13 protein-coding genes and 1 tRNA gene are annotated in these 14,661 nt (G+C 45.1%); all 14 read right to left on the bottom strand.

All coding sequences use genetic code 11. From position 1 onward, the window contains the following. Positions 1 to 16: 16 nt before the first annotated feature. Positions 17 to 2,092, bottom strand: a complete 2,076-nt coding sequence (fusA, locus tag PHV77_04045; protein MDD5504469.1) for an elongation factor G — start codon at positions 2,090 to 2,092, stop codon at positions 17 to 19. 108 nt (positions 2,093 to 2,200) lie between these two features. After that, positions 2,201 to 2,671 (bottom strand): 30S ribosomal protein S7, encoded by a 471-nt coding sequence (rpsG, locus tag PHV77_04040; protein ID MDD5504468.1) that lies wholly within the window; start codon positions 2,669 to 2,671, stop codon positions 2,201 to 2,203. Between the two features lie 57 nt (positions 2,672 to 2,728). Continuing rightward, positions 2,729 to 3,115: a 30S ribosomal protein S12 gene (rpsL, locus tag PHV77_04035; protein MDD5504467.1), complete on the bottom strand. Its 387-nt coding sequence runs from the start codon at positions 3,113 to 3,115 to the stop codon at positions 2,729 to 2,731. Between the two features lie 107 nt (positions 3,116 to 3,222). Next, positions 3,223 to 7,236 carry a DNA-directed RNA polymerase subunit beta' gene (rpoC, locus tag PHV77_04030; protein MDD5504466.1) on the bottom strand — a complete coding sequence of 1,338 codons (4,014 nt, stop codon included), beginning with the start codon at positions 7,234 to 7,236 and terminating at the stop codon, positions 3,223 to 3,225. A gap of 32 nt (positions 7,237 to 7,268) precedes the next feature. Continuing rightward, positions 7,269 to 10,988, bottom strand: coding sequence for a DNA-directed RNA polymerase subunit beta (gene rpoB, locus PHV77_04025; GenBank protein ID MDD5504465.1), 3,720 nt, complete (start codon positions 10,986 to 10,988; stop codon positions 7,269 to 7,271). Between the two features lie 136 nt (positions 10,989 to 11,124). Continuing rightward, complete coding sequence (gene rplL, locus PHV77_04020) at positions 11,125 to 11,601, bottom strand: 50S ribosomal protein L7/L12 (GenBank protein ID MDD5504464.1); 477 nt, start codon at positions 11,599 to 11,601, stop codon at positions 11,125 to 11,127. Position 11,602: 1 nt separating this feature from the next. Continuing rightward, positions 11,603 to 12,151: a 50S ribosomal protein L10 gene (gene rplJ, locus PHV77_04015; protein MDD5504463.1), complete on the bottom strand. Its 549-nt coding sequence runs from the start codon at positions 12,149 to 12,151 to the stop codon at positions 11,603 to 11,605. A 20-nt stretch (positions 12,152 to 12,171) separates the two neighbouring features. Next, positions 12,172 to 12,858: a 50S ribosomal protein L1 gene (gene rplA / locus PHV77_04010; protein ID MDD5504462.1), complete on the bottom strand. Its 687-nt coding sequence runs from the start codon at positions 12,856 to 12,858 to the stop codon at positions 12,172 to 12,174. A 77-nt stretch (positions 12,859 to 12,935) separates the two neighbouring features. After that, positions 12,936 to 13,358: a 50S ribosomal protein L11 gene (gene rplK / locus PHV77_04005; protein ID MDD5504461.1), complete on the bottom strand. Its 423-nt coding sequence runs from the start codon at positions 13,356 to 13,358 to the stop codon at positions 12,936 to 12,938. Between the two features lie 19 nt (positions 13,359 to 13,377). Continuing rightward, on the bottom strand, positions 13,378 to 13,908 hold the full coding sequence (gene nusG / locus PHV77_04000; protein ID MDD5504460.1) for a transcription termination/antitermination protein NusG: 531 nt from the start codon (positions 13,906 to 13,908) through the stop codon (positions 13,378 to 13,380). Between the two features lie 8 nt (positions 13,909 to 13,916). Next, positions 13,917 to 14,105, bottom strand: a complete 189-nt coding sequence (gene secE, locus PHV77_03995; protein MDD5504459.1) for a preprotein translocase subunit SecE — start codon at positions 14,103 to 14,105, stop codon at positions 13,917 to 13,919. A 57-nt stretch (positions 14,106 to 14,162) separates the two neighbouring features. Continuing rightward, positions 14,163 to 14,240 (bottom strand) — tRNA-Trp (locus tag PHV77_03990). A gap of 63 nt (positions 14,241 to 14,303) precedes the next feature. Next, entirely contained in the window at positions 14,304 to 14,453 is a 150-nt protein-coding gene (rpmG, locus tag PHV77_03985) for a 50S ribosomal protein L33 (GenBank protein MDD5504458.1), read from the bottom strand. Between the two features lie 82 nt (positions 14,454 to 14,535). After that, on the bottom strand, positions 14,536 to 14,661 hold a 126-nt coding region (gene tuf, locus PHV77_03980; protein ID MDD5504457.1), incomplete at its 5' end, for an elongation factor Tu.

The following is a 14,661-nucleotide window of genomic DNA, read 5'->3' as shown; positions in this document are numbered from 1 at the left end:
GGACTATCTCCTTTTTTTAAAAATTTATTATTCTGCCTGCAATAAAAGACGGCACTTCGCTGTAATAAGCGGGCTCCATTATATATGTTCCACGGCCTTGAGTCAAGCTTCTTAATATAGTGGCATAGCCAAACGTTTCCGACAGAGGCACAAAACCTTTAACAGCCTGTATATTACCTTTGGGCTTTATGGATTCTATCTTACCTCTCCTGGCATTAAAATCGCCTATTACATCGCCTAAAAAACTTTCAGGAACCGTTATCTCTATTTTCATAATGGGTTCAAGCAGTATGGAGCCGCCTTTTCGCAAGGCGTCGTTTAAGGCAATGGATGCCGCTGTCTTAAACGCTAATTCCGATGAGTCCACATCATGGTATGAACCGTCAATCAGTTTAACATAAATATCCGTCACCGGATAACCGGCGAGAACACCGTTCCTTGCCGCGTCCATAACCCCTTCCTTGACGGATGGAATAAATTCTTTAGGTATCACAGCCCCTTTGATCCTATTCTCAAAAACAACACCCGAACCCCTTTCGCCTGTCTCCACGTCAAAAACAACGTGTCCATACTGTCCGTGCCCGCCCGTCTGTTGTATGAACTTGCCGACTGAACTTACCCTGTTACGTAATGTCTCCTTATAAGCAACCTCGGGCTTGCCGGTGTTTGCCTTAACGCCGAATTCCCTGTCCATCCTGTCAAGCAGAATATCCAGGTGCAGTTCTCCCATGCCGCCTATTATCGTTTGACCTGTATCTGAATTGTATCTGGCGTTAAACGACGGGTCTTCTTCCTCCAGTTTTTTCAATACAATGCCAAGCCTGTCCTGGTCTTTTGTTGATTTCGGCTCTATTGCCACAAAAAGAACAGGTTCAGGAAAATGTATGCTCTCTAAAATAACGGGCTGTTTTTCTTCGCATATGGTATCGCCCGTCTTGGTATCCTTAAATCCCACGGCCGCGGCTATATCGCCGGCGCTGACTGTATCTTTTATTTCCTGCTTGTTCGCGTGCATCTTAACTATCTTGGTGACTTTTTCCTTGAAACCCTTGGCCGCGTTATAGACATTCTGACCCTGCTGTATAAAACCCGAATATACCCTGAAATAGGCTAACTTACCGACATACGGATCTGTTGCTATCTTAAAAACAAGCCCGGCAAACGGTTCGTTTTTTGACGGTTTACGTTTTTTAACAGACCCATCCCGCGGATCTACGCCTTCAATGGCAGGAACGTCAACAGGCGAAGGCAAATAGTCGCAAACCGCATCAAGCAATAAACCAACGCCTTTACCCTGGAGCGAACAGCCGCACAATACGGGCACTATCTTAAGCCTTAATACGCCTGTCCTTAAGGCCTGCCTGATCTCGTTACCTGATATTTCGGACTCATCATCCAGGTATTTGTTCATAATATTCTCATCTATATCTGAAACAGCTTCAAGCAGTTCACGCCTTAGACGGCAGGACACCTCCTTATACTCATCCGGGATATCGGTCACATCATAGGGCTTTTCATTAATATCGTCATTTTTGAATATATAAGCTTTTTTCTCAATCAAATCTATCATACCCTTAAATCCCGCTTCCGACCCTATAGGCACTTGAATGGGCACCGCCTTGGCCCCAAGATATTCGCGGATCTGTTTTACCACCGAAAAAAAATCAGCACCTAAGCGATCCATCTTATTGATATAAGCGATCCTGGGGACTTTATACGTATCGGCCTGTCTCCAAACGGTCTCGCTTTGAGGTTCAACCCCGCCCACAGCGCAAAAAACCACAATCCCGCCGTCTAACACCCTCAATGACCTCTCAACCTCAACGGTAAAATCCACGTGCCCGGGGGTATCTATAATATTTATATCGCAGTCTTTCCATTTGCAGGCAGTACTTGCCGAGGTTATCGTGATGCCTCTTTCCTGCTCCTGTCTCATCCAATCCATGGTTGCCGTTCCATCATCAACAGCGCCTACCCTGTATATCCTGCCCGCGAGAAACAACATCCTCTCGGTAGTTGTTGTCTTGCCGGCATCTATGTGCGCCATTATGCCTATATTGCGCAGATTATGCAAGGTATTTATCTGTTTCATTTTACCTGCCTGTACGGGCTTGTCCAATACTGTCAACATAATAAGGTGTCCGGTTCCAAAATTATCAGCCGGAAATAGATATCCATAACCGGCAACCTGTATTTTATTTCACCATTTAAAATGGCTGAATGCCTTATTGGCTTCTGCCATCTTGTGCGTGTCTTCTCTCTTCTTTATAGCCGAGCCTTGTTTTTGATAGGCATCCACAAGCTCGCCGCCTAATCTTTGGCTCATAGGCCCGCCCTTGCGTTGTCTGGCGAAATTTCTAAGCCACCTCATAGCAATGGCAATGCCTCTGGCCTGCGTCACCTCAACCGGAACCTGATACGTGGCGCCTCCCACGCGCCTAGATTTTAATTCAAGCATAGGCCTTACGTTATCAAGGACCTGCTGGAACAATTCAAGGATATTTGGCTTACCGGCCTTTTCTTTCAATATCTCAAAAGCATCATAAACAATGGTTTCGGCGGTCGCTTTCTTGCCTCTCTCCATAACAATATTGATAAACTTTGAAACCATCTCTGATTTATATTTAGGATCAGGTAATACCCTTCTTTTTTCAGCCCTTCTTCTTCTCATTGTTCACCCTTGTCAATTCGGTTTTTACTGTTTTAATGAAAAAAATTTCAAACACCGTCAAGCCGCCGTAGTCGCCTTGGGTTTCTTGGCGCCGTATTTGGAACGGCTCTTTTTTCTATTTGATACCCCCTGCGTATCAAGTATACCCCTTACAATATGATAACGCACCCCAGGCAGATCTTTTACCCTGCCGCCTCTTACCAGGACTATTGAGTGTTCTTGAAGATTATGGCCTTCTCCGGGTATATATGCCGTAACCTCTATATTATTGGTAAGCCTGACCCTGGCAATCTTTCTAAGCGCCGAGTTAGGCTTCTTCGGGGTCTGGGTCTTCACCTGGAGGCAGACGCCTCTTCTCTGCGGCGACGACTTAAGAGCCGGAGATTTTGTCTTTGATGTTACGAGCCTTCTTCCGTTTCTTATAAGCTGGTTAATTGTCGGCATATATCCCTCATGTGTTTACCGTATCGGCCTTGGCAAGTCTTACGGCCGTCAAACCTGTTATAACAACACTTCATAACCCTTTGGCAATACGTATCGCGAAAGGCGTGTTAGACTGTCTCTTTAGCCTCTTTCTCAAGCTCTTTTCTGGCGCTTTCCATAATATCAATATTCTTAACGATATCAATTTCCTTATTATCAGGAAAACCCGTTCCGGCCGGTATAAGATGGCCCATAATAACATTTTCCTTAAGTCCGGTGAGATGGTCTATTTTGCCTCCGGTGGCGGCCTCCGTCAATATGCGGGTGGTTTCCTGGAAACTTGCCGCCGATATAAAACTCTCCGTGCTTAAAGACGCTTTGGTTATACCCAGTAGTATCGGCGTAGCCTTGGCAGGTTTAAATTTTTTCTTGCTCGCCTTCTGATTTGCTTCATAGAACTCTATTTTATCCACATGAGATCCGACCAGTAAGTCCGTGTCTCCCGAGTCATCAATCTTTACTTTCTTAAGCATCTGCCTTACGATAACCTCTATGTGTTTGTCATTTATCTTAACGCCCTGCAGCCTGTAAACCTCCTGGACCTCATTTACCAAATACTCTTGCAAAGCCTTGTCTCCTGAAACCCGGAGTATGTCTTGAGGCACAATAGGCCCGTCCACAAGCTGCTGTCCGGCATAAACCCGGTCGCCTTTATACACGTTAAGATGTTTGCCGTGGGGAATCAAGTATTCTTTTTTCATTCCCGTCTCGCTCTTAACAATAATACGCCTTTGGCCTTTTTTGGAACCGCCAAATTCCACCATGCCGTCAATCTCACTTATAATAGCGGGGTCCTTTGGCCTTCTTGCCTCAAAAAGCTCCGCTACCCTGGGCAGTCCACCGGTAATATCCCTGGTCTTCGTAACCAAGCGCGGTGTTTTGGCAAGCAAGTCACCTGCCTTTATATGCTGTCCGTCTTTTACCAGTATGTGCGCGCCTGCCGGTATAGGATAGAGGGCCACAACTTCCTTCTTGTCATTTTGTATAACGATCTGGGGATGGTATTCGCCCTTGTGCTCTATGATGATAGTATCTGTCAACCTCGTATTGGGGTCTGTTTCCTGGCGCATGGTCAAACCTTCTCTGATGTCCTCAAACCTTACCAGGCCTGCCATTTCGGTAAGTATAGGAGACATATAAGGGTCCCATTTCACAAAAATCATGTCTTTTTTGACCTGCTTATTTTCCTTAACGGTTATGACGGCTCCGTGAGGAACGGGATAACGCTCAAATTCCCTGCCGGATTCATCATTAACCGATACCTGGCCGTTGCGATTCAAAACTACTATATCACCGGTATCAGCCTTCTCCACTATTCTAACATTATGATATTTGACGATACCGTTATTCCTGCTTTTTATAAAAGCCTGCTCCACGACCCTGCTTGCCGTACCCCCTATATGGAATGTCCTCATTGTAAGCTGGGTCCCCGGCTCACCGATAGACTGCGCGGCGATGATTCCTATAGCCTCTCCTTTTTCAACAAGCCGGCCTGTGGCAAGGTTTCTGCCGTAGCATTTAACACATACTCCCTTTTTTGCTTCGCAGGTCAGAACGCTCCTGATTCTGATACGTTCAATACCGGCAGTCTCAATTAGGTCGGCTTTTTTCTCGTCTATTTCCTGTCCTGCCTCAACTATCAATTCATCCGTTATTATATCAACGATATTATCACAGGCAACCCTGCCGATAATCCTTTCTTTAAGGCTGACAACTACTTCATCGCCTTCAATAATGGCGCCTATCAATATACCGTTTAATGTCTTACAGTCATCTTCGTTGATAATAACATCTTGCGCTACGTCAACAAGTCTTCTTGTTAAATACCCTGAATCGGCTGTTTTAAGTGCCGTATCGGCAAGCCCTTTTCTGGCGCCGTGCGTGGAAATAAAATACTCCAACACGGTTAGGCCTTCTCTGAAATTGGCGGTAATAGGATATTCTATAATATCTCCCGACGGCTTGGCCATAAGCCCTCTCATGCCCGCAAGCTGTCTGATCTGCTGTTTGGAGCCGCGCGCGCCGGAATCCGCCATCATAAAAATAGGGTTAAAATCGCCCAGGTTATCAATAACCTTCTCCGAAACAGTGTCTGTTACGTGAGTCCAGATATCAACTATCTTATTATATCTCTCCCTGTCGGTTATAATACCTTTACGATACTGCGCCTGGACATCGTTGACCTGTTTCTGCGCTTCAGCAATAATCTGTTTCTTTTCAGGCAAAAGTTTTAGGTCATTAAGCGATATAGACAACCCTGCCCTAGTGGCCCATTCAAAACCGAGGGCCTTTAATTCATCCAATAGCATTACGGTGCTGGTATGGCCGAACTCCTTGTAACATGACACTATAATCTTTGATATCTTGCTCTTGTTAATAGTGTCATTGATAAAGGACAGGCCTTGAGGCAATGCCTTGTTGAATATTATCCTGCCGGGCGTTGTCTCGATGATCTTGTCCGTCATCTTTACCTTGATCATGCCATGTATATCAAGTTGTCCGTCGTCATAGGCCGTTATTACTTCATCAGGAGAAGCAAATACCATCCCCTGGGTCTTTTTGTTCTTGTCTTCTTTGGTTATGTAATAAAGGCCCAATACGATATCCTGCGTGGGCGATAAAACGGGGAAACCGCTTGCCGGAGAAAAGATATTGTTTGACGCCATCATCAAAAGCTTTGACTCCATCTGCGCCTCAATAGATAAAGGGACGTGGACAGCCATTTGATCGCCGTCAAAATCCGCGTTAAAAGCTGAACATACCAGCGGATGCACCCTTATGGATTTCCCTTCAATTAAAACGGGCTGAAATGCCTGTATGCCAAGCCTGTGCAGGGTTGGGGCCCTGTTCAGGAGAATCGGGTGATCAGTTATGACGGAATCAAGTATATCCCAAACCTCAAGTTTGGCTTTTTCCACCATCCTTTTGGCGCTCTTAATTGTGTGGACAAAACCGCGTTCTTTAAGCTTCTTTATAATAAACGGCTCAAAAAGTTCCAAAGCCATTTTTTTAGGCAAACCGCACTGATGCAGTTTGAGTTCAGGCCCTATAACAACAACGGAACGGCCCGAATAATCCACTCTCTTTCCCAAGAGGTTTTGCCTGAATCTTCCCTGTTTGCCTTTGAGCATATCGCTTAAGGATTTTAAAGGCCTGTTACCCGTACCAAGGACCGGCCTGCCGTGGCGGCCATTATCAAAGAGCGCGTCAACGGATTCCTGAAGCATGCGCTTTTCGTTTCTTATAATAACCTCCGGGGCCTTAAGCTCCATCAGCTTTTTAAGCCTGTTGTTCCTGTTGATAACCCTTCTATAAAGGTCGTTCAAATCACTGGTCGCGAAACGCCCGCCGTCCAAAGGAACTAAAGGCCTGAGATCAGGCGGTATAACGGGAATAATATCAAGGATCATCCATTCGGGCTTATTGTCGCTCTGTTTGAATAATTCAATTATCTTCAAAATCTTGGCCAGCCTTTTCTGCGACTGGTCGCCTTTTGAGTTCTTTATGTCCTTGGTTATCTTTGACGATAATTTTGGCAGGTCAACTTTTTCAAGCAGTTTCTTTATCGCTTCAGCCCCCATCATGGCCTGGAAACCGTCTTTATACTGCTGACGGTACTGACGGTATTTCTCATCGCTTAAAAGCTCTTTTTCCTTTAAGCCCGTTTCTCCGGGATCTAAAACAATATATTCCTCATAATACAATACCTTCTCAAGTTCTCTTAAGGTAATCCCAAGCAGTGTCCCTATCCTTGACGGCACAACCTTAAAAAACCATATATGGGAAACGGGTGTGGCCAGTTCTATATGGCCCATCCTCTCCCTCCTTACCTTTGAAAGAGTAACTTCAACTCCGCACCTGTCACACACAATACCTTTATGCTTTATCCTCTTGTATTTACCGCAGCTGCATTCCCAGTCTCTTGTAGGCCCGAATATCCTTTCACAGAACAAACCGTCTTTTTCAGGGCGCAAAGTCCGGTAGTTAATAGTCTCAGGCTTCTTTACCTCGCCCTTGGACCACGCTTTGATGGTATCAGGCGAAGCTATCTTTATGCTGACTGAATCAAAATTTAAATCCATCGGTTACTCCAAATGGTAAAGTTATAATACCCTTATTTCTTTTCAACGGCACTTTTATGTTTAAGGGATTCTGTCCTTATATCCAAACACAAGCTCTGCAGTTCTTTAACAAGCACATTAAACGATTCAGGCGTGCCCGGCTGCAAAGCGTTTTCTCCCTTAACGATTGATTCGTATATCCGTGTCCTGCCCATCACATCATCGCTCTTGACAGTTAATAATTCCTGCAATGTGTAAGCGGCACCATAAGCCTCTAATGCCCATACTTCCATCTCGCCGAATCTTTGCCCTCCAAATTGCGCTTTTCCGCCTAAAGGCTGCTGCGTTACAAGTGAATATGGCCCTATAGAGCGGGCATGTATCTTATCATCCACAAGATGCGCCAATTTCATCATATAAATATAGCCGACCGTTACCTTCTGCGCGAACGGTTCTCCCGTAAAGCCGTCATAAAGCGCCACCTTGCCGTCTTCCGGTATGCCCGACTTAACCATCTTTGCCCTGATCTCATCTTCTGTCGCCCCGTCAAAAACAGGCGTTGCTATCTTTATGCCTAAGATCCTGGCGGCCCAGCCTAAATGAGTTTCCATTATCTGGCCGACATTCATTCTTGAAGGCACGCCAAGAGGGTTAAGAACCATCTCAACAGGCGTTCCGTCTGCAAGATAGGGCATGTCTGCCTCGGGAAGTATCTTGGCAATGACGCCTTTGTTCCCGTGGCGGCCGGCAACCTTATCTCCGACAGAAGCCTTCCTCTTGCTGGCAATATTAACCGTTACCTTCTTTAACACGCCTGCCGGTAATTCATCACCGCGTTTTATCTTGTCTATCTCTCTTTCCTCTTCGTAAATCAGTTCCTCTATCTGCTCGTCAAGTATTTTAATAATCCGTTTAATGTCTTCCTCGGCCTCAATATCTTCCTCATGCAATTTCAGGCTGGATATATCACACTTTTGCATCTTTTTAATATCCGACTTTTTGATTACCTTGCCTGAAGCTATGATAATTGAACCGGTATGTTCATCCAAAAGAGCGCTTGATATCTTTTTACCCACCAAAAACTTAATCAATTTATGGATTCTTTCCTGTTCCAGGGTATCTATCTGCGAACCATAATATTGCTTGACCTCATCAATCTGCGCTAATTCCTTGGTTAATTCTTCCTTTTTTTTAGGCCTGTGCTGTTTCCTGGAAAAAACCTTGACGTCAACAACAACACCCTCAATACCAGGGGGCACGGTAAGAGAGGCGTCCCTGACATCTCCGGCCTTTTCTCCGAATATGGCCCTTAAAAGTTTTTCCTCGGGCGAAAGCTCGGTCTCGCTCTTAGGCATGACCTTGCCTACGAGAACATCTCCGGGTCCGACTTCCGCTCCTATTCTTATAATACCTTCATCGTCCAAATCCCTTAGGGCTTCCTCGCCGATATTCGGTATATCCCGGGTAATCTCTTCAGGGCCAAGCCTCGTATCGCGGGCTTCTATTTCAAATTCTTCAATATGAATGGACGTAAAGATATCATCTTTGACAAGTTTTTCGCTTATAAGAATTGCGTCTTCAAAATTATAACCTCTCCACGGCATAAAAGCCACCAGAAGATTTCTGCCTAAAGCAAGCTCTCCGTTTTTCGTGGCAGCTCCGTCAGCAATAACATCGCCGGCCTCCACCCTCTGGCCGAGAGCTACGAGAGGCCTTTGGTTAAGGCAGGTAGAAGCATTGGACCTTTGGTATTTTCTAAGTTTATAGACCCGCTCTCCGATCTGTATCTGGTCCGACTGGACATTCCTCACCATGCCCGGCGCCTCGGCAATCACCATTGCGCCTGAATCCTGCGCGACCTTTGATTCCATACCGGTACCGACTAATGGTTCTTCAGGTTCAAGCAATGGAACAGCCTGCCTCTGCATGTTTGAACCCATCAGAGCCCTGTTGGCATCGTCATGTTCAAGAAAAGGTATCAGGCAGGCGGCAACACTTACAAGCTGGGTGGGTGATACGTCCATATACTGGACTTGTTTTGCTTCTATTTTTAAAAAGTCTGATTTATACCTGCAAAACACAGCATCCTCAATAAAACGGCCTTCATCGTCAATCTTGGAATTGGCCTGCGCTATATAGTAAGTATCCTCTACGTCGGCTGAAAGATACTCAACCTTCTTTGTCGCCCTGCCGTTCTCAACCTTAACATAAGGGGTTTCAATAAATCCGAATTCATTAACCCTGGCATAGGTTGACAAAGAGGCAATAAGGCCTATGTTCGGGCCTTCCGGAGTTTCTATAGGACATACGCGCCCGTAATGGGAATAGTGGACGTCCCTGACCTCAAAGCCGGCTCTTTCCCGCGATAAACCTCCGGGGCCTAAGGCGGATACGCGCCTTTTGTGCGTCATTTCAGCTAACGGGTTTGTCTGATCCATAAACTGGGACAACTGGCTCCTTCCAAAGAAATCCTTGATAACGCTGGAGACCAGTTTTGAATTTATAAGGTTATGGGGCATTATGTTTTCCAGGTCATAAATAGACATTCTTTCTCTTATAGCCCTTTCAAGCCTTGTAAAACCTATCCTGAATTGATTAGCTAAAAGTTCGCCTATGGTCCTTACCCTTCTGTTGCCAAGGTGGTCTATATCATCAGTCATGGCTTCAGTATGCCTTAGATATAAAAGCTGTTTTACGCCCTCCACTACCGTATCCCTGTCCAACACCCTGTTTTCAAGCGGAACATTCATATGGAGCTTTTTATTAAGCATAAAACGCCCCACCGAACCGAGGTCATAACGCTTGTGGTCAAAAAACAGATTATCAAGGGCCGCCTTGGCGTTTTCTATGGTTGCCGGATCGCCGGGACGAAGTTTTCTGTATATGTCCGTCAAGGCATCGTCAGTAGACCTGCTGTGGTCTTTTGACAGGGTATTTAAAATCTCCTCAATAGGGTCTTTGATCAGGCGTATTTTATTGACTTTGGCCAAGGTAATCTGTTTGACGATTTCGCGGGTAAGTTTTTCTTTCTTTTGTAATATGGTAACGCCTGTCTCTTCATCAATAATATCGGAAATCGTAACCGAACCGACATACTGTTCTAAAACTTGCGCGGTAGGCGATTTCAGTTCCACAATTTCGCTGAATAGCCTTAATATATCTTCTTCAGTGGAAAATCCGAGGGCCCTTAAAAACACTGTGGATAAAACTTTTTTCTTGCGGTCAATATAAACATAAAGATTATCATAGGCGTCAAACTCAAATTCAAGCCACGCCCCTCTGTATGGAATAAAACGGGCCGTATAGATTCTTTTCCCGTTCGGATGCATGGATGATTCAAACGATATACCGGGAGAACGGTGCAGCTGGCTGACCACGACCCTCTCATCGCCGTTTATGATAAAAGTCCCGACAGGAGTCATCAATGGCAAATCGCCTATATATACCTCCTGCTCTTTTATATCCTTGCTTGATTTAAGCCTTAATTTCACCTTAAGCCCGGACGCATATGTCATACTCCTGATCTTGCAGTCTTCAATCTCGTATTTGGGCTTGCTTAACGAATAACCGGTAAATTCCAAGCGGTAGTTCTTGTCATAACTCTCAATAGGAAAAACACTGGTAAAGACTTCCTGCAGGCCGATATTTTTTCGCTTTTGTTTAGGAACGCCGGACTGTATGAAGTCGTTAAACGAGTTTAACTGTATCTCTAAGAGATTGGGTATAGGATACAGCCGCTTTAACTGCGAAAAGCTTTTCCTTTTGCTTTGCATATTTTCTTCTTTCTAATTTTTACCCTTTGGATTGCCGGTAACCGGCTGATACTGCCGATTTTAAATATTTAAAAACAAAAAAACCCATAAAGGCCGCGGCTTTAAAACCCCGGTAAAAAACAAAGGCAATATAAAACTACTTTAATTCTACCTTGGCGCCCGCAGCTTCAATCTTTTTCTTCATATCTTCAGCTTCGGCTTTTGCCACACCCTCTTTAATGGTCTTGGGAGCGGCTTCAACAAGATCCTTTGCTTCCTTCAGCCCGAGATTCGTAATTGTCCGTATCTCTTTAATGACTTGTATTTTATTAGCGCCTACATCCTTCAAGACCACGGTAAACATGGTCTTCTCTTCCTGCGCCGCGGCCGCGCCTGGCGCGCCTGGCGTCTGCGGCATTCCGGCTTGGGCCATCATCACAGGGGCCTGGGCAGATACTCCAAACTTTTCTTCCAGCGCTTTTACAAGAGAGGCCAGCTCCATCACGGACATCTTCTCAATCTTTGTTATAAAATCGTCCTGGTCTTTTGAGACAGGCGCTTTTTTTTCGGCTTTTTCAGATTTTACAGCCTGCTGGGCCGAAACCGTTTCGCGTTGTTTTAAATCTTCAGACATTTTATTCCTCCTTATTTTCTTCTTTCTTTTTAATTACCGCATTGAGCGCGTACAAAAATTGTTTTAAAATCGCCGAGCAGGTTGTTACTAAACCGACAACAGGCGAATTCATCGCCGAGACAAGCCGCGCGAGCAAAACCTCCCTGGAAGGCATTGCGGCAAGCTGCTTGAGCATGACGGGGGTAAGGATATCGCCGCTTAGATAACCGGCTCTCAACTTAAATTTATCATTGGCATTGGAAAAATCCACCAATATTTTAGTCGCTTTGACAGGGTCTTTATCCGTATAACTTATTGCGCAGGCCCCTTCAATTACCTCTGTCAGGGCTTCTATGTTCAAAGCCTTGAAAACCGTCCTGCATAAAGAATTCTTCACGACAAGATATCCGGCCGAAACAGACTTTAGTTTGAACTTAAGGTCTTCTATTTCCTTATTAGTAAGTCCGCCAAAATTTGCCACAAAATACGAAGAAGCCGGCTTGAAGGCCTGCTCGTATTCCTTTATTATACGCGTTTTCAGAAATTTACCCGGTTTTAGTTCTTTGGCCATAATAACCTCTATTTTGTCACTTAAACGGAATACGCGGCTAAATCCAGTTTAACGCCGCAACCCATAGTAGTGGATATGGACACACTGCGAAGGAATTTACCCTTGGCATGAGCGGGCCTGGCGTGGGAAACAGCCTTCAAAACGCTTTCGGCATTTTCAACAATAGCGTTATCATTGAATGACCTTTTTGCGACGGTCATGTTTACGCATCCCAGCTTATCCATTTTAAATTCCACTTTACCTGCCTTGATTTCAGCTATTGCCTTCTCAATATCGTTTGTCACGGTTCCAGCCTTTGGGCTTGGCATCAGGCCCCTTGGCCCCAATACCTTGCCAAGTTTGCTTATGTCTCTCATGATGTCAGGCGTGGCAATGACCACATCAAAATCAAGATAACCAGCCAGGACTTTTTGCACAAGGTCATCCGCGCCGGCAATATCCGCGCCGCAGGCCTTGGCCTTGTCCGCCATATCCGCCTTGCAAAAAACAGCTACCTTGGTCTTCTTGCCTGTCCCGTGAGGCAAAACCACAAAACCCCTCACCGACTGGCTAAGTTCCTTTGTGTCAATATTCAGTCTGATGGAAAGGTCAACGCTTTCATCAAACTTTACCACCGGGCATTTTTTTATTATAGCAACGGCTTCATCAAGTTTATACGCCTGCGCTTTATTATATAAAGTGCTTGCCTGTTTCAAACGCTTATTCATTACCACTCCTGTATCCGGACATTTTTAAGCAAACTCACGCGCCGTTTGATTATCATAGTACAAGCCCGGTTATATTATCAATTTACGTCAATACCCATACTGCGCGCTGTCCCCATGACTACCCTCAAAGCGCATTCTATATCCTTTGTGTTCAAATCCTGCATCTTCGCCTTAGCTATTTCTATGGCCTGTTCGCGCGTTATCTTCGCGACCTTTTCCTTATTAGGCGTGCCTGATGCCTTGGCTATATTTGCCGCCTTTTTAAGCAAGACAGAACACGGAGGGCTTTTGACAATAAAACTAAATGTCCTGTCTTCATACACGCTTATAACAACAGGCAGTGTAAGCCCCTGCCTATCTTTTGTCTTTTCATTAAAAGACTTGCAGAATTCCATAATGTTTAACCCGTGCTGTCCTAACGCGGGCCCTACAGGAGGAGCCGGATTGGCCTGGCCGCCGGGACAATATAGCTTGATCTGCACCTTAACTTTTTTTGCCATGACTGTTTTACTCTTTCCGTTATAATCTCTCTACCTGCCAATACTCAAGCTCAACGGGTGTTGATCTGCCAAATATCATCACCAACACCTTGAGTTTGCCCCTGGCAGGGTTCAATTCCTCTATCGTTCCATTAAAATTAGTAAAAGGCCCTTCTTTTATTCGGACGCTTTCGCCCTGATTAAACGTTACCTTGGGCATGGGCTTTTCTTTTTTTTCTTCGCTCTGCTTGAGTATATTGTCCACCTCTTCATTCAAAAGGGGCGTAGGCTTGTCCCCGGAGCTGATAAAACCCGTAACGCCGGGCGTATTCTTTATAAGATACCAGCTCTCATCCGTAAGTTCCATTTCCACAAGCACATAACCGGGGAAGAATTTTCTTTCGGAAATCTTCTTTTTGCCGCTCTTGACCTCGGAAACAACTTCAGTGGGGATCAACACCTGCGAGATTTTATCCTTTAAATTGCTAAGCTCCAAACGGTTTAAAATATTCGCCTTGACCTTTTCTTCCTGGCCTGTAAGGGCGTGTATGACGTACCAGTGTTTTTCCATAAACTATTTTACTGCCTTATTATAATGTGCACGGCCTTTGAAAATACAAAATCGCATACACCAATAAATGCCGACATGGCCAGAACGCTGATTATCACAACTATCGTTGAGCCTATGAGTTCGTTTTTTGTCGGCCATGATACCTTTTTGAGCTCAACCATGACTTCGCTTATAAAATTGCCAATCTTACCGAACATATTCTACCGCCCATCAAACTATGCTATTGCTTCTATAAAGCCGCGGCCTTGAAAACCTGGCAGGCCTGGAGGGATTCGAACCCCCAACACGCGGCTTTGGAGGCCGCTGCTCTAGCCAATTAGAGCTACAGGCCTTTGTTTGTTATTAATAAACCTGCCATCCTGCCGGCAGGTCTGATTATATTTATTGATGATTCTTTATTTTATTTCTTTGTGCGGGGTCCTTTTATGGCAATTGCGGCAAAACTTCACCAGCTCAAGCCTGGCCGTCGTATTCTTTTTGTTTTTAGACGTAGAATACCACCTGATCTTGCATTCACTGCACGCTAACAATACCTGTTCCCGCATTCTATTATACCTTCACCGTTATATCTTTTATAGTTACTGCCGCGTATTGTTTTATTAAAAAAATCCCGCGGCTTTAAAATACTTATTTTATTATCTCGCTTATGACGCCGGCCCCGACTGTCCTGCCGCCTTCCCTTATGGCAAAACGCAGTTCCTTTTCCATGGCTATCGGGGTTATAAGCGTTACTTCCATGGTGACACTATCACC

It is taken from the genome of Candidatus Omnitrophota bacterium (assembly GCA_028716165.1).
Lineage (GTDB): Bacteria > Omnitrophota > Gorgyraeia > JABMRG01 > JABMRG01 > JAQUQI01.
The sequence above is the reverse complement of the archived record's forward strand: the minus strand, read 5'-3'. Positions and strand labels throughout refer to the sequence as shown.